The sequence below is a fragment of the Rhodococcus sp. IEGM 1305 genome, from assembly GCF_030058635.1.
Taxonomy (GTDB): Bacteria; Actinomycetota; Actinomycetes; order Mycobacteriales; family Mycobacteriaceae; genus Rhodococcus_F; species Rhodococcus_F opacus_D.
Genome location: NZ_JASHKX010000003.1, coordinates 247,757 through 266,161, shown reverse-complemented (window position 1 = coordinate 266,161; position 18,405 = coordinate 247,757). Strand labels below are relative to the sequence as shown.

General features: G+C 66.8%; 15 protein-coding genes and 1 pseudogene. 14 read left to right on the top strand and 2 right to left on the bottom strand.

The window, feature by feature from the left end; genetic code table 11:
* The first annotated feature begins 4 nt into the window (after nucleotides 1-4).
* From QM693_RS07835 to QM693_RS07810, 6 genes are read left to right on the top strand one after another with little or no spacing between them, the layout of a single operon-like run.
* Nucleotides 5-1,339, top strand: a complete 1,335-nt coding sequence (locus QM693_RS07835) for an MFS transporter (protein WP_283351922.1) — start codon at nucleotides 5-7, stop codon at nucleotides 1,337-1,339.
* The gene (locus tag QM693_RS07830; RefSeq protein WP_283351921.1) at nucleotides 1,336-2,349 is read left to right on the top strand and encodes a ketopantoate reductase family protein; all 1,014 of its coding nucleotides are present in this window, start codon (nucleotides 1,336-1,338) and stop codon (nucleotides 2,347-2,349) included. The genes QM693_RS07835 and QM693_RS07830 overlap by 4 nt, the downstream gene beginning before the upstream one ends.
* Before the next feature lie 52 nt (nucleotides 2,350-2,401).
* A complete protein-coding gene (locus QM693_RS07825; protein ID WP_283351920.1) occupies nucleotides 2,402-3,328 on the top strand; it encodes a beta-keto acid cleavage family enzyme in 927 nt (308 codons plus the stop codon).
* 43 nt (nucleotides 3,329-3,371) lie between these two features.
* A complete protein-coding gene (locus QM693_RS07820) occupies nucleotides 3,372-4,589 on the top strand; it encodes a glycerate kinase (protein ID WP_283351919.1) in 1,218 nt (405 codons plus the stop codon).
* Nucleotides 4,590-4,610: 21 nt separating this feature from the next.
* Nucleotides 4,611-6,164 carry a pyruvate kinase gene (gene pyk, locus QM693_RS07815; protein ID WP_283351918.1) on the top strand — a complete coding sequence of 518 codons (1,554 nt, stop codon included), beginning with the start codon at nucleotides 4,611-4,613 and terminating at the stop codon, nucleotides 6,162-6,164.
* Nucleotides 6,161-6,742 carry a gamma carbonic anhydrase family protein gene (locus QM693_RS07810; RefSeq protein ID WP_283351917.1) on the top strand — a complete coding sequence of 194 codons (582 nt, stop codon included), beginning with the start codon at nucleotides 6,161-6,163 and terminating at the stop codon, nucleotides 6,740-6,742. Before pyk ends, QM693_RS07810 begins: the two co-directional genes overlap by 4 nt.
* A 183-nt stretch (nucleotides 6,743-6,925) precedes the next feature.
* On the opposite strand, the gene QM693_RS07805 is transcribed toward QM693_RS07810, so the two are convergent.
* On the bottom strand, nucleotides 6,926-7,984 hold the full coding sequence (locus QM693_RS07805) for a LacI family DNA-binding transcriptional regulator (RefSeq protein WP_283351916.1): 1,059 nt from the start codon (nucleotides 7,982-7,984) through the stop codon (nucleotides 6,926-6,928).
* A 250-nt stretch (nucleotides 7,985-8,234) separates the two neighbouring features.
* Here QM693_RS07805 and QM693_RS07800 point away from each other — a divergent pair, with 250 nt between their 5' ends.
* The 8 genes and pseudogenes from QM693_RS07800 to QM693_RS37800 all read left to right on the top strand — a co-directional run bounded on the left by QM693_RS07800 (nucleotide 8,235) and on the right by QM693_RS37800 (nucleotide 16,479).
* Entirely contained in the window at nucleotides 8,235-8,771 is a 537-nt protein-coding gene (locus tag QM693_RS07800; RefSeq protein ID WP_280780192.1) for a 2,4'-dihydroxyacetophenone dioxygenase family protein, read from the top strand.
* A 131-nt stretch (nucleotides 8,772-8,902) separates the two neighbouring features.
* The gene (locus QM693_RS07795) at nucleotides 8,903-9,907 is read left to right on the top strand and encodes an alcohol dehydrogenase catalytic domain-containing protein (protein WP_283334984.1); all 1,005 of its coding nucleotides are present in this window, start codon (nucleotides 8,903-8,905) and stop codon (nucleotides 9,905-9,907) included.
* Between the two features lie 38 nt (nucleotides 9,908-9,945).
* Entirely contained in the window at nucleotides 9,946-11,307 is a 1,362-nt protein-coding gene (locus tag QM693_RS07790) for an MFS transporter (protein ID WP_283351915.1), read from the top strand.
* Between the two features lie 86 nt (nucleotides 11,308-11,393).
* Nucleotides 11,394-12,182 carry an SDR family oxidoreductase gene (locus QM693_RS07785; RefSeq protein WP_280780189.1) on the top strand — a complete coding sequence of 263 codons (789 nt, stop codon included), beginning with the start codon at nucleotides 11,394-11,396 and terminating at the stop codon, nucleotides 12,180-12,182.
* A gap of 28 nt (nucleotides 12,183-12,210) precedes the next feature.
* On the top strand, nucleotides 12,211-13,059 hold the full coding sequence (locus QM693_RS07780; protein ID WP_283351914.1) for an HpcH/HpaI aldolase/citrate lyase family protein: 849 nt from the start codon (nucleotides 12,211-12,213) through the stop codon (nucleotides 13,057-13,059).
* A 69-nt stretch (nucleotides 13,060-13,128) separates the two neighbouring features.
* A pseudogene (locus QM693_RS07775) lies at nucleotides 13,129-13,847 on the top strand (cyclase family protein).
* 1,810 nt (nucleotides 13,848-15,657) lie between these two features.
* On the top strand, nucleotides 15,658-16,149 hold the full coding sequence (locus QM693_RS07770) for an SRPBCC family protein (RefSeq protein WP_283351913.1): 492 nt from the start codon (nucleotides 15,658-15,660) through the stop codon (nucleotides 16,147-16,149).
* Between the two features lie 216 nt (nucleotides 16,150-16,365).
* Entirely contained in the window at nucleotides 16,366-16,479 is a 114-nt protein-coding gene (locus tag QM693_RS37800) for a carotenoid oxygenase family protein (RefSeq protein WP_280780186.1), read from the top strand.
* A 326-nt stretch (nucleotides 16,480-16,805) separates the two neighbouring features.
* Here the strand turns inward: QM693_RS37800 and QM693_RS07765 are convergent, their stop codons facing one another.
* Nucleotides 16,806-18,197, bottom strand: coding sequence for a DUF2252 domain-containing protein (locus QM693_RS07765; RefSeq protein ID WP_283351912.1), 1,392 nt, complete (start codon nucleotides 18,195-18,197; stop codon nucleotides 16,806-16,808).
* Nucleotides 18,198-18,405 lie beyond the last annotated feature (208 nt).

The window sequence follows — 18,405 nt, the reverse complement described above, 5'->3', positions numbered from 1 at the left end:
TGCCATGTCTGAAAACCACACTCCGGCGGCCTCCGCGCCTCCCGGTGAAGAACTGAACAGGCTCATCTTCCGCAAACTGATGCCGCTGCTGATCGCCGCGTACATCATCGCGTTCATCGACCGCACCAACATCGGCCTGGCCAAACATCATCTCGAAGCCGATCTGGGAATTTCCGCCGCCGCATACGGTTTGGGTGCGGGATTGTTTTTCCTCGCGTATTCGCTGTGCGAGGTGCCGAGCAACCTCATCATGTACCGAGTCGGCGCCCGGCTGTGGATCACCCGCATTATGGTCACGTGGGGTCTGCTCTCGGCGGCGATGGCATTCGTCGAAGGTCCCACCTCCTTCTACATCCTGCGAGTGCTTCTCGGTGCGGCCGAGGCGGGGCTGTTCCCCGGCGTGATGCTCTACCTCACCTATTGGTTCGGCCGGGAACAACGTGCCCGCGCGAACGGGTCGTTCCTGGTCGCGGTCTGCCTGGCAAACATCCTGGGAGCGCCCATCGGTGGCGCACTGCTCGGATTGGATGGGCTGTTCGGCTGGCACGGCTGGCAGTGGATGTTCGTCCTCGAGGGAATTCCGGCAGTGATCCTTGCCGTCGTGGTGTTCAAATACCTGCCCAACGGTCCTCTCGACGCGAAGTGGCTCGACCCGAAGCAGGCCCGCGACCTTACCGCCCGTCTGGCCAAGGAACAACAGGAGGGCGCCGCCGCCTCGGGCACGCACTCGTTCGCCGGCGTCTTCAAGGACAAGCAGATTCTGCTGGTCATCGCGGTGTACTTCACGCATCAGATCGCGGTCTACAGCCTCACCTACTTCCTACCCAGCATCATCGGCGAGTGGGGGGAGATGTCGGACCTGACCATCGGGTTGCTCACCGCCCTCCCGTGGGTGGCGGCGGCGATCGGCACCCTCGTCCTGCCCCTGTACGCCACCGACGGTCGACGCTCCCGCAAGATCCTCTTCGGCGGAATGACGTCCATGGTCGTCGGATTCACGATCGGTGCCGTCTCGAGCCCGGCACTGGCCCTGGTCGGATTCTGTATCGCGGCCGCCACCTTCTTCGTCGTCCAGTCGATTCTCTTCGCCGTGCCCGCGTCCCGCCTCGCCGGCGCCGCCTTGGCGGGCGGATTGGCTTTGGTCAACACCCTCGGCATCCTCGGCGGCTTCGTGGGCCCCTTCGCGATGGGACTCATCGAAACGGCCACCGACAACCCGTCGGCAGGGCTGTGGTTCGTCATCGCCCTCGTCGCCGTCGGCGCCGCGGTCAGCCTCAACCTCAAAATCCAGGACCCCCAGATGAACGGCAACAAGAAAGAAAGCCAGGTCAAAGCATGAATGAGCGCATTCTCATCGTCGGCGCGGGGGCCATCGGCGGAGTCACCGCCGCCCATCTCGCCCGCGCCGGCCACGACGTCGTCGTACTCGACGCCAACACCGAACACGTCCGGCTGATGAACTCCCCCGGTCTCCGGTTCGACGAACTCGGCGTCACCTCGCACATCACGATCGCTGCCGTCGATACCGCCGACGACCTCGAGGGACGCTTCGACTACGCGCTCGTCACCCTCAAGGCACCCTATCTGGATGTGGCACTGACCCCACTCGTCCGTGGCGGCCTGGTCGACACCTACGTCTCTCTCGGAAACGGGCTGGTACAGAACAATGTTCAGGCCATGGTCGGCGCGGATCGGTTGGTCATCGGTATTACCGAGTGGGGCGCGACGAACCTCGGCGCCGGTCATCTCGCCCAGACCACCGTCGCACCGTTCGTCGTGGGGGAGGTCGACGGCCGCAGTACCGAACGCATCGAGCGCCTGGCTCGTATCCTCGGCGCGGCGGCCGAGGTGCACATCTCCCACCGCATCGTCGGGCAGATCTGGTCGAAGCTGCTGCTCAACAGCACCTTCTCCGGACTCGGTGCGGTCACCGGACTGCTCTACCGCGACATCGTTTCCGATCCGCTCGGGCGGGAAGTCGCCTACCGGCTGTGGACCGAGGCATACGACGTCGCGACCGCAATCGGTGTCGATCTCGACGAGATCGTGGGCGTCCGGCCCGAGCAGCTCGTGGTCCGGTCCGGCGACGACCTCAGTCGCGCCGACGCCGCACTGGCCATCCTGATGAACCGACTCGGGGCGACCAAGGCATCGATGCTCCAAGACCTCGAACGCGGCGCGATTACCGAGGTCGACGTCATCAACGGCGGCGTCGCCGCGACCGCCGCATCCGCCGGTATTCCCAGCCCGCTGAACACCCGCATCGTCGAGCTCGTGCACGACTGCGAACGCGGCCTCCGCACGCCGGGCCGCGACACCCTGACGGCGCTGGCCACCGTTCCCGCCTGACAACACCGCCACCACCCGCCCTACCCAATCCCTATCCAGGAGCCGAAACATCATGAACGACACAGTCATCATCACCTGTGCGCTGACCGGCGGCATGACCGTCCCCGCCCAGAGCAAGGCCATCCCGATCACCGTCGACCAGATCGTCGAGGAGGGTGTCAAGGCCGCCGAGGCCGGCGCCTCCGTCCTGCACGTGCACGTGCGCGAAGAAACGACCGGACGCCCCGTCGCCGACCTCGATTTGTTCGAACGCGCCCTGTCCGAGCTGCGCAAGCACACCGACGCCGTCCTTCAGCCCACCACGGGCGGTGGCCGCGGGATGACCGTCGAAGAGCGCGCCTCGGTCCTGAAGTTCCGCCCCGAGATGGCAACCTTCAACGCCGGCAGCTTCAACTTCGGCTTGTTCCCTGTCGCCGCCCGTGATTTGCCGTTCGCCGACTGGGAGCGCGAATACCTGGAGGGCACCACCGATTACATCTTCAGGAACACTTTTGCCGACATGACCTACATGGCCGAGCAGATGCGCCAGTCCGATACCCGCCCGGAGATCGAGGTCTACGATGTCGGCCAGATCTACAACCTCGAGCAGTTGGTCAAGGACGGGGTACTCGAGGCGCCGTTCAACCTGCAGTTCGTGCTCGGCGTCCTCGGTGCGAATGCCGCCGAACCCGACCAGCTCATCCACATGCTGCGCACTGCCGAGCGTGTTCTCGGCAAGGATTCGTTCACCTGGTCGGCCGCCGGAGTGGGCTACCGCGGTGAGTTCAACCTTGCCGCAATGTCCTTGATGCTCGGCGGCAACGTTCGAGTCGGTCTCGAGGACAACCTCCGCGTGAGCAAGCGCGAGCAGGCCACCTCCAATGCGCAATTGGTGACGAAGGTGGCGGACCTGGCCTCGATGTTCGACCGCACCCCCGCGACACCGGATGAGGCACGTGCGCATCTGGGTCTCAAGGGTTCGTCCTCAGTGGCGTTCTGATTCCTCTATGTCGCAGGCCTTCTCGAGCACCGAAGGGGAACGGGTGAGTACTCCGTCCGTACTAAGGGCCACCGGCCATGTGGTGGTGGCGCCCGACAAGTTCAAGGGCTCCGCTACGGCAGCGTGCGCCGCAGCCGCCGTCGCGCGCGGGTTGCGTTCCGCCGCACCGAACTTGACGGTGGTCGAGTTCCCGATCGCCGACGGCGGCGAGGGCACGGTCGAGGTGATGATCAGGCAGGGCTACACAGCCGTCACGTGCCCGGTCACTGGGCCACTGCAGCAGACGCTCACCGCAACCTATGCGCTGCGGGGTGATACCGCGGTGATCGAGATGGCCTCAGCGGCGGGCCTGTCCCACCTCGGTCACCATGGGCCGACCCCCACCACCGCACGGACGGCGTCCACCCGCGGTGTCGGGCAGCTGATGGTGGATGCACTCGACCGAGGGGCGCAGCGGATCGTCCTCGGCGTCGGCGGCAGTGCGTCCACCGACGGCGGCGCCGGCGCGCTGAGTGCGCTCGGGGCGCGCATCCTCGATGCCGACGGGGACCCGCTCTACCCGTGCGGCCAGGACCTGGCCGCCGCGGACGTCCTCGACGTCGATTCGCTCGATCCGCGGCTGCGGGACATCGAGGTGATCGTTGCCTGCGACGTCGACAACCCACTCACCGGGCGGCACGGCGCGGCGGCGGTCTACGGGCCGCAAAAGGGTGCCGACCCGCACACCGTGGCCCGACTCGATCACGCACTGGGCCGCTGGGCCGACGTGGTCGAGCAGGCTGTCGGCCGGGATGTTCGGGACCGGCCCGGTGTGGGGGCGGCAGGCGGATTGGCGTTCGCCATGGCCGCGATCCTCGGAGCGCGGCTGACCTCGGGTATCGACCTCCTCCTGGAACTGACCTCGTTCTCCGAGGTGGTGCGGGGGGCGGCGTGCGTCGTCGTGGGAGAGGGATCTCTCGATGGGCAGAGCCTGCGCGGCAAGGGCCCCGTCGGCGTCGCCCGGGCCGCCCGGCAGGTCGGGGTACCAGCGGTAGCCGTGGCGGGCCGTTGCGTCGTCACCGCCGACGACGCCCGCGCCGCCGGCTTGGATGCTGTGTACACCCTCACCGATCTCGAACCCGACGAAAGCCGCTGCATGGCCAATGCGGAAAGCCTTCTGGAGCAGGCCGGTGCGGGCATCGCCCACGGCCGGTGGTCTTCTCGACCGGCCCGCAGACTCGGCACGATCGGCGCCGCACCCGCCCCTACCCCCACGCCCTAGCCGCGACTTCCAAGGAGACCAATGGATACCACTCTCGACTCGGCAGTTGCGGAACGCCGCACCACCCCTTACCTCGACGCCACCGCCCTGTCATCACTGCGGCGCGCGAAGATCGTGTGCACGCTCGGGCCCGCCACCGCCACGGACGAGCGCACCCGCACACTCGTCGAAACCGGGATGGACATCGCCCGACTGAACTTCAGCCACGGCGACCACACCGACCACGAAGCCAACTACCGCCGCGTCCGCGCCGCAGCCGACAACACCGGCCGAGCCGTGGGAATCCTCGCGGACCTGCAGGGACCGAAGATCCGCCTCGGCCGCTTCGCCGACGGCGGGGCGGTGTGGGCGACCGGCGAACAGGTCCGGATCACCGTCGAGGACTGCGCGGGCACCCACGACCGGGTCTCGACCACCTATACCCACCTCGCCCAGGACGCGCGGCCCGGTGACCGACTGCTGGTCGACGACGGCAAGATCGCACTGACCGTCATCGACGTCGACGGCAACGACGTCGTGTGCCGGGTCACCGAGGGCGGCCCGATCAGCAACAACAAGGGCGTTTCCCTGCCTGGGATGAACGTGTCCGTCCCGGCGCTGTCGGACAAGGACATCGACGACCTCGAGTTCGCCCTGCGGCTCGGGGTGGACCTGATCGCCCTGTCGTTCGTGCGGTCCCCGTCCGACATCGACCGGGTCCACGACGTGATGGACCGGGTCGGCCGGCGGGTGCCGGTGATCGCGAAGATCGAGAAGCCGGAGGCCGTTGACGACCTCGAGGCGATCGTGCGCGCCTTCGACGCGGTCATGGTCGCGCGCGGCGACCTCGGGGTGGAGGTTCCCCTCGAGCAGGTGCCGCTGGTGCAGAAGCGGATCGTGCAGATCGCGCGGGAGAACGCTCGACCGGTGATCGTGGCCACGCAGATGCTCGAGTCGATGATCGACAACTCCCGGCCGACCCGGGCCGAGGCGTCGGATGTGGCCAACGCGGTCCTCGACGGCGCCGACGCGGTGATGCTGTCCGGTGAAACCTCCGTCGGCGCATATCCGATCGAGACGGTCGCGACGATGGCGCGGATCCTCTCCGCCGTCGAACGCGAGTCCACCACCGTCCCCGCCCTGACGCACACTCCCCGCACCCACGGCGGGGTGATCTCGTTCGCCGCCCGCGACATCGGCGAACGCCTGGGCGCCGCAGCGCTGGTGGCGTTCACCCAGTCCGGGGACACCGTGCGACGACTCGCCCGGCTCCACACCCCGCTGCCGCTGCTGGCATTCACCCCGGTACCCCAGGTGCGCAACGAACTCGCCCTCACCTGGGGCACCGAAACCTTCCTCGTCGACCCGGTCGAATCGACCGACGAGATGATCCGCCAGGTCGACACCGCCCTCCTCCGGCTGGGCCGCTACCGGCGCGGCGACCTCGTCGTCATCGTCGCCGGCTCACCCCCACACACCGTCGGATCCACCAACCTCATCCACGTCCACCGCATCGGCGAGAACGACTTCACATCCGCCCAGCCTTATCCCGGCACGAATCATCGGCGACTCGACACCGAGGAGCTGCAGCGGTGAGGATTTCCCTGACCCCAGGCGATCAGGACATCGCAGAGGATGTGTGGATCGCGCCGAACGCCACCGTCGTAGGAACTGTGCGAATCCGGTCGGGGGTGGGTATCTGGTATGGCGCAGTGGCCCGCGGCGATGCGGAGAGGATCGACATCGGTGAGCGGACGAACATCCAAGACGGCTGCGTCCTCCACGCAGATCCCGGGTTCCCGCTCGTCATCGGCACAGGGGTGTCGGTGGGGCACAACGCGATCCTGCACGGCTGCACGATCGGCGACGACGTCCTGGTCGGAATGGGTGCGACGGTGATGAACGGCGCCCGCGTCGGGGCGGGCACCCTGATCGCCGCCAACGCCCTGATCCCCGAGGGAATGCAGATTCCACCCGGGACGCTCGTCGCCGGCATCCCCGGAAAGGTCCGGCGTGCTCTGACAACACAGGAACTGGCTGCCATACGCACCAACGCGGACCACTACGCGCAGGCTCGTGTACGTCACGCGGCAGCGACAGGCACAGGCACAGGCACAGGCACAGGCACAGGATCACCGACCTCTGCCTGGCGTCACGGTGCACCTCGAATCTGAGCGATGAGTCCGCCGACGAGGGGGTCCACTCGACGAATCGCCGGGGTGGGGGCGACCGCATCACAGTGAAAGGACTGGCGGGTTCCGCCGTGCGCGTCCTCGAGAGATGACAGTCCGCAGGCCTAAGCGGTTCGGTGCGATGCGTGTCTTCCGACGTTCGAATGTTTCTCGGCCGAGCGCGCCCTATACGCGTCGTGCGGTGGTCTCTCGCACCTGAATCCCGTACGGCAGTAGCTCTTTGCGTGCGGGTCCCTTGTCGCCGGCGAGACGTTGAAGAAGCATGCGTGCGGCGCGTTGGCCCATCAGATCCCGCGGCACGGTCACGGTGCTCAACTGGAGGGGGCCGGCGCTGGAAAAGCTCATGTCGTCGAACCCGGTCAGCGCCAGGTCTTCCGGCACGCGCTTGCCGATTTCGCGGGAGACGTCGAGAACGCCGAGCGCGATCATGTCGTTACCGCAGACGACGGCCTCTATCTCAGGGTGTTCGGCGAAGAGTGCTCGGGCGCGCAATGCACCGGCCGGTCGGGTCAACTCCCCCCACACGTCGGGTTCGTTGACCGCGCGCAAACCCGCTTTGGCCAAGGCGTCACGGTATCCGTTCATGCGGTTGACCGACACGCTCGAGGTGTCCGGGCCGCCGAGGATGGCGACCTTGCGACGCCCGGTGGCAACCACGTGGGAGGCCATTTCGAACGAGGCGGAGTAGTCGTCGATGCCGACCCAGTCGGACGGTTCGTCTTCGATCTGCCGGTAGAGCTGCACGACGGGGATGTTCTCGTGGCGGAGCTTGTCGAGGAGTGGTTTGTCGGCGGCGACGAGCGAGGTGAAGATCAGGCCGCTGCAGTTCCGGTCGACCTGCGCGAACGCGACGTCCGATTGCCGCGAACCGTCCACGCCGACGTGGGAGACGAACACCTCGTAGCCTTCTTCGGCGGCGGCGGCGACCACTCCCCCGGCGACCTCGGTGTAGAACGGGTTGGCGATGTCCGCCAGGAGTAACCCGATTGCTTTCGTGGTTCCCGAGCGCAGTTCCCGGGCGATCCTGCTGGGTCGAAACCCCATCTCCTCGGCGATGGCAAGGATCCGCTGGCGGCTCTCGTCGCTGACCCCGGGCGCCCCGCTGAGTGCATAGGAGACCGCGGCAGCAGACACCCCCGCCTTGCGGGCGACATCGCTCATCGTCACTCGCCGGGAGCGGCCACCGTTGGACGTACTGCCTGCGCCGCGGGACGTATCAGTCACGCGTGCCAGCTTACGCGGTTAAGTAATGCTTCCAGGAGGTGACGCCGCGAAGAGTCCTGCACAAGCGGCAGCACTGATTCGTTTAAGTTACCCGTAAATCCGCCAATGACTACTTAAGAACTCCGACGACTGCCCGGCCTTGGCTCATTTATCCAGTTAACGGCCCGCTGAAGCCCTGAAACATCACCGCTTGTGCGTTGGAACACAACGATGTACCGTCACTTATGCGATTAAGCGAAAGGAGAGCATCGTGAGTTCCACCGTTGAGATGAAGAATGAAGAGGCTGTGCCCTACACGGGTCCGAAGCCGTACGGGATGAGTGACGACCTGATCGTTCCGGGTGCACTGGATCTGGACTGTGACGAGCGGCTGTGGGTTCCGCAGTCGCAGGATGTCGAGTTCCGCCCGCTGGTGTTGTCGGCGAGTCAGGGCTATTTCGTGAACATTCTGCGGGTGCGCCGCTCGGGCATCCTGTCCCGCCACCGGCACGCCGGGGCAGTGCACGCGTTCACCCTGCGTGGCCGCTGGCATTACCTCGAGTACGACTGGTGGGCAGAAGAGGGCACCTACGCGTTCGAGCCGCCCGGCGACATCCACACCCTCGAGGTCCCCGAAGACGTGACCGAGATGGCGACCCTGTTCCACGTGAGCGGTGCGTACATCTACGTCGACGTCGACGGCAACACCGTCGGCATCGAGGATGTGTTCAGCAAGATCGAGAAAGCCCGCGCGCACTACGAGAAAATCGGTCTCGGCGCCGACTACGTCGACCGCTTCATCCGCTGACACTGCGGCGGACACCGCCTGACATGGCGCAACCACACCGAGTGCCCTCGGCACTCAGGGGCGGTGTCCGCCGGCATCTCACCCTCTTTCATCCGTCAGCCCGGCAGCGGGCGAAAGTTAGCAGGTTCCCCATGCGAGCTCTGACCAAGAGAAGTGCCACTCCCCACGACGTCCTGGTGCAGGATCTGCCCAAGCCCGAACCGGGCCCGGGACAGGTGCGGGTTCGCACCGAGGCCTGCGGGCTGTGCGGCAGCGACGTGCACGCCTGGCGTCACGACACCGGCTACGAATGGATCCGCCCCCCGGTCGTGCTCGGACACGAGGCGGTCGGATACGTCGAAGCCCTCGGCGAGGGCGCCGACCCGACCTGGCTCGGCAAACGCGTTGTCCCCGTTGCCATCGACGGCTGCGGCGTGTGCGATCTGTGCGAGCGTGGTTTCCGGCAGATCTGCCCCCGGCGCACCGTGCTCGGATTGTCCTTCGACGGCGCGGCCGCCGAATCGTTCGTCGTCCCCGAGGTCCGCCTCGTCGAGGTCGACCGGCATCTGCCGGCGTCGACCCTGGCGCTGACCGAACCACTGTCGGTCGCCTGCCGCGCCGTCGCGCACATCGAGAACGCCGCCGACGGCCCCACCAGGGTGGTGGTGTCCGGGCCCGGACCGATCGGAACAATGGCCGCCCTCGTCCTCGCCCAGCGCGGCCACGACGTCGTGCTCTCCGGGGTCGGCAACGATGAGAACGCGCGATTGCCGCTCGCCCGCGCGCTCGGTCTACGCACCGTGATCGCCGGCCGGGACGAGCTACCGTTCATCCCCACCGCCTGGGTCGACGCCTCCGGTTCGACGGCCGCGCTCGACGCCGCCATCGCCGCGGTCCTGCCCGGCAGCCCCATCTCCGTCGTCGGCCTGTTCGCCCGCACCGGACCGGTCGACTTCAACGCCGTCACCCGCAAGGAGATTCGCCTGCAGGGCAGTTACGGATCGACCAAGGTCGACTACCGGGCCGCAGCCGACGCGATGGCCGCCGACCCGACACCGTGGCCACAACTGGTGACCGAAATTTCCCTCACTGATGCGGCTTCGGCGCTCGAACGCGCCGCGGCCGGCCACGACATGAAGGTCGTGCTCGTCCCATGACCACACCGGACCCCACCCCTGTCCCGAAAGGACACGCCATGTCCACACCCGACATTGCGGCCGAACCCGCTACCCACGCGGCCGGGCGCACCTCGATCGTCAAGGTCGCCTTCGCCAGCATGATCGGCACGGCCGTCGAATGGTATGACTTCTTCCTCTACGGCTCGGCCGCCGCGCTCGTCTTCGGGCCCCTGTTCTTCCCCGACAGCGAACCGGCCACCGCCACCCTGCTCGCCTTCGCCACGTTCGCGGTGGGCTTCTTCGCCCGCCCGCTCGGCGGAATCGTCTTCGGCCACTACGGTGACAAACTCGGACGCAAGAAAATGCTGGTCGTCAGCCTGCTCATGATGGGCGCCGCGACCTTCGCCATCGGCCTGCTGCCGACCTTCGCGAGCATCGGTATGGCCGCACCACTGCTGTTGATCGGCTGCCGACTACTGCAGGGCTTCGCCGTCGGCGGCGAATGGGGCGGAGCGGTCCTGATGGCCGCCGAACACGGCGACAACGACCGCCGCGGCTTCTGGACGTCGTGGACCCAGGCCGGCGTACCCCTCGGGAACCTGCTCTCCGCGGTGGTGCTGTGGGTGCTGGCCATGTTCCAGAGCGACGAAGCCTTCGATTCCTGGGGCTGGCGAATTCCCTTCCTGCTCAGCGCCGTTCTCGTTCTCATCGGGTTGTGGATCCGGCTGAGCATCGAAGAATCCCCGGTCTTCGCCGCCAACAAGAAAGCCCTCGAGAACCACAAGGCCGAGCACGCACCGATCATCGAGGTCCTGCGCAAATACCCCCGCGAGGTCCTCATCGCGATGGGCCTGCGGCTGGTGGAGAACACCTCGTACTACATCTTCACGGTCGTGGTGATGACCTACATGGTCACCTACCTGGATATGCCCAAGAGCGCCGCCATCGCCGGTGTGCTGATCGCCTCCGTCGCGCAGTTCTTCCTCACCCCGATCATCGGCGCCCTGTCCGACCGGGTCGGCCGGCGACCGCTGTACTTCACCGGCGCAGTCGGTGCCGGCATCTGGGGCTTCGTGTTCTTCCCCCTCATCGACACCGGAAACCAAACCGTCATCGCGGCGGCCATCTTCATCGGGCTGATCTTCACCACCCTGATGTACGCGCCGCAGGCGGCGATGTTCTCCGAACTGTTCGGCACCAGCGTCCGCTACAGCGGCGCCTCCCTCGGCTACCAGCTCGCGTCCGTCTTCGCCGGCGGCCTCGCCCCCGTCATCGCGGTCGCACTGCTCGGCACCGTCGAGGAAAAGAACACCATCGCCGTCAGCATCTACCTCGCCGTCCTGGCCGTGATCACCATCATCGCCGTGATCGCCGCCAAGGAAACCGCCCGCACCTCCCTCGAACACGACCGGGTCCTCGACGAGGCCACCCGCACCTGATAGCCGCCGGGCCGGTGTGCGGTGCTCACCCCGCACACCGGCCCGGCCACCAGTCGTCTCCCGATCCGAGTAGAAAGAGCTCTCGCATGAACGCACCTGTCCACACCCCGGTCCTGGACCTGTTCCGCCTGGACGGCAACGCCGCCCTCGTGACCGGGGCCTCGCGCGGCCTGGGCCGTGCACTGGCCATCGCTCTCGCGGAAGCAGGAGCCGACATCGTCGCCGTCGACATCGGCGACCTCGACCAGGTCGCCAAGGAGGTGCGTGCCCGGGGAGTCCGGTGCTCGACCCGCACCGCCGACCTCGGTCACCTGACGCCGGAAACCGCGACAGAGCTGATGTCCTGGGCGGGGACCGAGTTCCCGCATCCGACGATCCTGGTCAACAACGCCGGCATCATCCGCCGTGGGCCGGCGACCGAAACCACGCCCACGGACTGGTCGGCCGTGCTCGACCTCAACCTCACCACCCCATTCCTGCTCAGCCAGGCCTTCGCACGGGCCGCCCTCGACGACAACGCCGCCGCCAGCATCATCAACATCGCCTCGATCAACTCCTTCCAAGGCGGGATGGAGGTCCCGTCCTACGCCGCCTCCAAGCACGGCATCCTCGGACTGACCCGAGCTCTCGCGAACGAGTGGGCCGCACACCGCATCCGAGTCAACGCAATCGCCCCCGGCTATATGGAAACCGAGTTCACCGCCGCGCACCGCGAGGACCCCGCCCGGGCGGAGAACATGCTGCGCCGCATTCCCGCCGGCGTCTGGGGACGGCCGGAGGATCTTGCCGGCGCGGCGGTCTTCCTCGCCTCGGCCGCGTCCTCGTACGTCACCGGCACCGCCCTGTCCGTCGACGGTGGATGGCTGTCCCGATAGAACAACGACGACCCACCGGAGGACCCCCATGGCATCGACACAGCAGAACCATACCGACATCCCCGCCGCCGATGCCCGATCGTGGCTGCTCGTCTCGGCCGCCCACAGCAGACACTTCACCGAGACCAACGCCGGAGCGGCCGACGCCGTCATCTATGACCTCGAAGACGGTGTCGTCCCCTCCGCGAGACCCACGGCACGAGAAGCCCTCCACCTCTGGTTCTCTCGCGGCGGCACCGGCTGGGTCCGCATCAACCCGGCCGAAAGCGAGGACTGGAGCCGCGACCTCGACGCACTCGAGGCAACACCCGGGCTCTTGGGTGTGATGCTCGCCAAATGCGAGTCGGCAGAACACGTCACCGAGACCGCCGCCCGATTGCCCGCCCGGACCCCCGTTATGGCACTCGTCGAATCGGCACTGGGCATCGAACGCGCCTACGACATCGCCTCCGCACAGCCGACTTTCCGGATCGCCTTCGGCAGCAATGACTTCCGCCGTGACACCGGGGCCGCCGACCTCGCGCCGGCCCTGTCCTATGCCCGGGGACGGCTGGTGGTGGCAAGCCGGGCAGCGGGTCTGCCCGGCCCCATCGACGGCCCCACCCTCACCACCGCAGAGGATCCGCTCACCGACGCCCTCACCGTGACCCGCACCATGGGCATGTCAGGCAAGCTGTGCATGCACCCCGGACAAGCCCCCGTCATCAACCGCGCACTGAGCCCCACCGACACCGACATCGACTGGGCCCGCCAGATCATCGACCGACTCGGCGTCGACGGTGCGCGCATCGAAAACGGCAGTGACCTGCCGAAACTCGCCCGAGCTCGGACGATCAGCCGCCTCGCCACCGTCTTCGCACCCGCACCAATGGCCTAGCCGCAGAGCGAGCACCAGTTGTCGCCGAATGCCGACCGATTCTCTCCCCGCTTCCAAGGTGTCACCATCATGTCCGACACAGGACGCACGACGAGGGTTCCGACCACCACCGAGTTGCTCGAGGACCAGCCAAAGAACTGGGGCAAATGGGGGTCCGACGACGAGGTGTGCGCACTGAACTACCTCGGCTCCCGCGAAGCGCTCGTCGGCGTCGCCGAAGTCAGGCAGGGAAAGACGTTCACGTTGCAGGTGCAGATCGGCAACCCCAAGGGGGATCCCACCTTCCTCGGCCCTCGCGGACCGGCGCGACGGGTCAACATCATGGACCGTGGTGTATCTCGGCGGTGCCGGTCGCCCAGCAAGGCGTCGAGATCCGCAAGCGTGACATCCTGGTGGTCCACACCGGATGGCTCGAATACTTCTACAACACCCCGCGCGAGGAGTTCTACGACAACTTCAACGAGCCGGGTCTGACGTACTCACCCGAGCTGGTCGCGTGGTTCAACGACCTGGAAATCCCGAATCTCGTCACCGACACGATCGCCAACGAAGTCACCCACGACCCGGTCTCCGGCGTCTGGCTGACGCTGCACAACGCACTGATGCGCAACCTCGGAATCACCTTCGCCGAGATCATCGCCCTGCACGAACTGGCCCAGGACTGCAACGGCGACGGCCAGTACTCGTTCCTCTACACCGCAGCACCATTGAAGGTTGTCGAAGGAACCGGCGCCCCGGTCAATCCGATCGTCATCAGGAAGCCGTCCACCCGATGGAGGAATCACTGACTCGCGCGTGGGCAGGACCCACCATCGGGCGACCTCTGTAGGTTCCAGCCGAATTTGTCAGCTGAGTGCGGCGGGATTTCAACATCATTCAGTGGAGGATCCTCTCGCTGCCGCGTCGAGCGAGCAGGCCGAGGGTGTTGTTGATGCTGGTCTACGGCATCCCCAGCGACCGGGCGTTCGACGTTCGCGTTTGGCGCTCCCCGCAGACCAAATACCCGGCTCCGCGTCTGACTCCGGCGCGAGTCTGCGCACCCAGTTCGATCACCTGCTGCTCACCGTCCATAAAGGAGCCGACGCCCGGTGTAGGCGGCGGTCGCGGGCGGTGTTCTCACCCCGTGGACCCGGGACCGGAACATCCGAGCACTCCGTCATCGGGCACCGTGTCGGGTCAGCCGCCAACCGCGTTGGGCGGCTGCGTAACCGGCGAACGCGCCGAGGCACGCACTGACAATCAGGCCGGCAACCAGGAACGGCATGGGATCAACCGATTCCATGTGCAAGGCGCTAGACCCGACGTACCCCGTGGTGAAGCGCACCGGGTGCGACAACCACCGGGCAAACAGACTGGTACACACCAGGCCCGCGCCGAGCCCGAATGCCGTTCCGATCATTACAGTGTTCACACAAGATCAACTTCGCGATCACCGGCTGTGCTGTTATCGAGCGGCCCCGGCGCCGTTCGTCACGGCCATTTCGGCCCTCACCTGCACGAAATCCACGGTCGAGGCACTGGGACGGGATTTTGCCGAGCAAAAGTGTGCTCACCTGGCCTTTTGGTCGAGACGCTGGAAAGGTTTTTTCAGCAGTCACTCCACTCACTCCACTCCCCCGGCACTGCGCCCACCAGAACCATCTGCAGCAACCACCCGTTCGCCTGGAGTGCGCGAACGTGCCCGCAGCAAGCGGAATCAGGTGTGATCAGTAGCCCCTCGTACGCGTGATTACCGGCGAGTCAGTTCATGGAGCTACCAAGCCCCACATCACCGCTCGCCATAGGTGAACACCCCTCCATCCATATCCATCCATCCACGTGTTATCGGCCGGTTGGTAGTCCCCGCATCCAGTCGCGGATGTCTTCCATGACCTTGCGGGGACGCGGCACCATCGAGTGCACCCGTATTTCCCGGCAGTGGGGATGGTCGAACGCTTAGGGACGGCAAAGCGTCTTCCCGTAGCCGCACCACTACACACCCGGCCGCGAGCAGATCCCGGCTCTTTCGCTGATCGACGAGCACCTTCGCCTCCGCTGTCAGTGTCGATAGTTCACTGCACGGACTCCTGAGGAGTCGGCCGCTTGTGCAGACGTCTTCGGAAACAGCGTGGCTGGAGTCATCTGCGCGATGCGCCCACCCGCTTACGGTGGGGTCGTGCCCCGGAGTCCGTCCACTGCTTCCCCGAGACGGGGCGCCGCGTCCCGCGCAGGGTGAGGCGCCCCCACCCGGTTTACGGCAGGTGACAGTCACTCTCGCGTAGGCCCACGGCTTCGGCCGGTCGGAGTGCGGCGTGGTACATGACCGCGTAGAACGCCACGAGCCGCCGCCCGCGCTTCCGATGCCAGGAACCGACGTACGACACGGCGGTGAGCAACTGTGCCGCCCCAGGGCCCCCACTTCGTGGTGGACAACCGCTTCGGCGAGCCGCACGTCGCCGTGTGCGACGCCGGCCGCAGCGCGCCCTCGCCCTCCGCTGACAGGGCGACACCCGCCGCGACCACGCGCACCGGGGGATCGTTGAACATGCCGTGACCTCATAATATGAAGCGAGGCTGCTAGCGTGGGCCTCTTTACTCGGGACCCAGGAGCGCTCCGCCATGAAGAACACCGTCTCGATCGAGATCGCCCTGCCGCGGGAGACAGTGGCACAGCTGCTCGCCGACTCGGCACACCTGCCGAGGTGGCTGCGGGGTCTGGTGCTGCACGAGCCGCTGAGTGGGGTGCACGGGCAGGTCGGTACCACATCGCGGGTCGTGATGCAGATGGGGAAGCAGAAGATCGAGTGCACCGAGACCATCACGCGTCGGGAACCGGCAGACCTGCGCGGGATTCCGAAGGGGAGCGTCGTTCACTTCGACCGCGAGATCGTCGGCGTGGGCATGTGGAGCGCCGTGCGCGACCGGCTGACCGAAGCCGGTCCGGGGATGACGCTCTGGGTGAGCGAGAGCGAATACCGGTTCAGCGGCTTGCTGATGCGGTTGGTGGGGCTCCTGATGCCCGGCGCCTTCCGCAAGCAGTCGCAACAGCACATGCAGGACTTCAAGGCGTTCGCCGAGCAGGGAAAGGACGTCCGCGAAGCGAAGGACTGATCTACGATCAGCGCTCGTCTCCCGAAGAGTGGGGAGAAGCCGGACGTGACGGCCGGCCGACCACTGTCGGGAACGTGCTCGGGGCGGGTGGAGCGGAAAGGATCGATGTCGGAGCCTGTGTAGCGAAGCCGAGCGGCCAGCGAACCGAACTGCCTTCACTATCGTGGGCGGGCTCGTGCAGGCCGACCGGCTGCTGCCGAGCACCGCTCCGCCCTGGTGGTTCTCGACGCCCGCGACCCCTCCCGCGCACCCATCGCCGTCGCCAGGTTGGACCGGCACTTCTTCCCCGGATTCCACGGCAGCTTCACCAGTCGAGTGACAGCCTCATGATTTGGATACAAGCGCGCGTGCGTTCTCTCGGTACGAGATTCCAACCCGTCATGGAAACGAGTGCCCCGATTGCGGCTCCGAAAAGAGGCCACCAACGACCAGTCCAATCATGATCGGTAAACCGAGACCATGTCGATCCGTATCGAATGGAACTCGTTCGGCTGGTAGCCGGCCGTGCAGATCGTGAACGGCTTGGAGGGCGTACCACCACAAGACGGCAGCAGTACCACCACAAGACGGCAGCACCTACGAGTCCGCACCAAGCCGAAACGGGCGGGCGACCAGAGGGTGGCCGCAGCGAAGCCGGACGACAAATACGCACCGATTCACGTCGGCGGCTCACACGGCAACTTCCCCCGCTTCACCGCGTCGACCAAAGTCGCGTGGTCGCGTTCGGTCTGATCCGCGTAGGCGTGCGCGAAGCGGCTCAGTGCGACGTCGAGCGTGTCCGACTTCCCGACGTAGCCGCCGATCATCGACGCACCACTGGTCCGCGCGTGGCCCTTCGCGAGCAGGCGCCCGCAGATGCCGGCGTAGTCGGTCAGCGCTGCCGCGCTGAGGTGGTCGATCGGGACCGCGCCCTTCATGTTCCGGAACTGCCGCACGTAGTACTGCCGACCCTCCACCGTGGTCCAGCCGAGCAACGGATCGCTGACGGTCTGCAGGGCCTGCTGGTACTCGACCACGCGCCGGCCCTGGTGGTCGTGCCAGGCGGACTCGCCGTGTACGAAGCGAGCCACGACGGATCGACGTGCCTGCTTGAGCTGCAGGAACACCACGTCGTCGGCACTGCTCCCTTCGCACAGCACGACGTAGGCACGCAGTCCGACGCTGCCCACGCCGACCACTTTGTGCGCGACGTCGACGACGGTGTAGCCACTGAGCAGTCGTGCCCAGTGGCTGGGCAGCGTGGTGACGTATTCGTCGAGCCCGGCGGCGATTTGCTCAGCCTCCGCCTCGGGCACCCGGGTGATCAGCGGCGGCTCCTCCACGATGCGCCGGCCGGTTTCGTCCTGCTCGGTGAATCGGGGCAGCGCCCGGTCGCTGACGCGGCGCCGAGCCCGCTCCGCGGCGCGGGTGATCTCGTGGCGCAGCGACTCGTCCGACGCCGTCGTCTGCAGCCGGTCGAGGTCGAGTCGCTCGAACGAGCGCGCCAGCAATGGTTGTTCCGCGAGCCAGCGCACATGCTCGCGATAGGTGGCGACGCAGGACTGCACTGCACTCTCGCACTGCCCCTCGGTCGCCGAGTTCTGCCGGCCCGCCACCCAGATGCTCGCAGTCAAGCGGCGCAGGTCCCATTCCCAGCCGCCGGGATGCGCCTCGTCGAAGTCGTTCAGATCCAGCACCAGGTCGCGCTCCGGCGAGGCGTAGAACCCGAAGTTGCCCAGATGCGCGTCCCCGCAGATCACCGGCTGGATTCCGGTCGCCGGCAGCCCGGCGAGGTCCTGGGCCATCACGATCGCGGTGCCGCGCAGAAAACCGTACGGCGAGGCCGCCATCCGCCCCACCCTGACCGGTATGAGCGATTCCACCCGACCCTGGTGCGACACACCGATCTGATCCACCACATCGGGGCGATCGTCCGGTGCGCGCCACTCGCCGAGCGCGGACCGCGGTGTCTGCTTGCGCAGGCGTTTGCCGAGCGCGTACCGCTCCGCCCTCGGCGTGGCCCGGCGGCGCAACGACGCGAACGACTGCCCGTCGATGGTCGGCAACACGATGTGCGCGTCCGCGGTTACTGCGCGCCGACGTGGAGGATCGGGCCGACCACCACGGCGTGCAGCTTGTCCGGGTTGGCCACGTTGCGCATCAGACAACTCGATCACCGTCTCTTCGCTGTGAGCATTAAGGATGCGTGCAGCATATCGACGGGCCCCTCGCCGGGATCGGCCCAACCCCATTGTGGGACGGGTCCGGTGCGAGCAT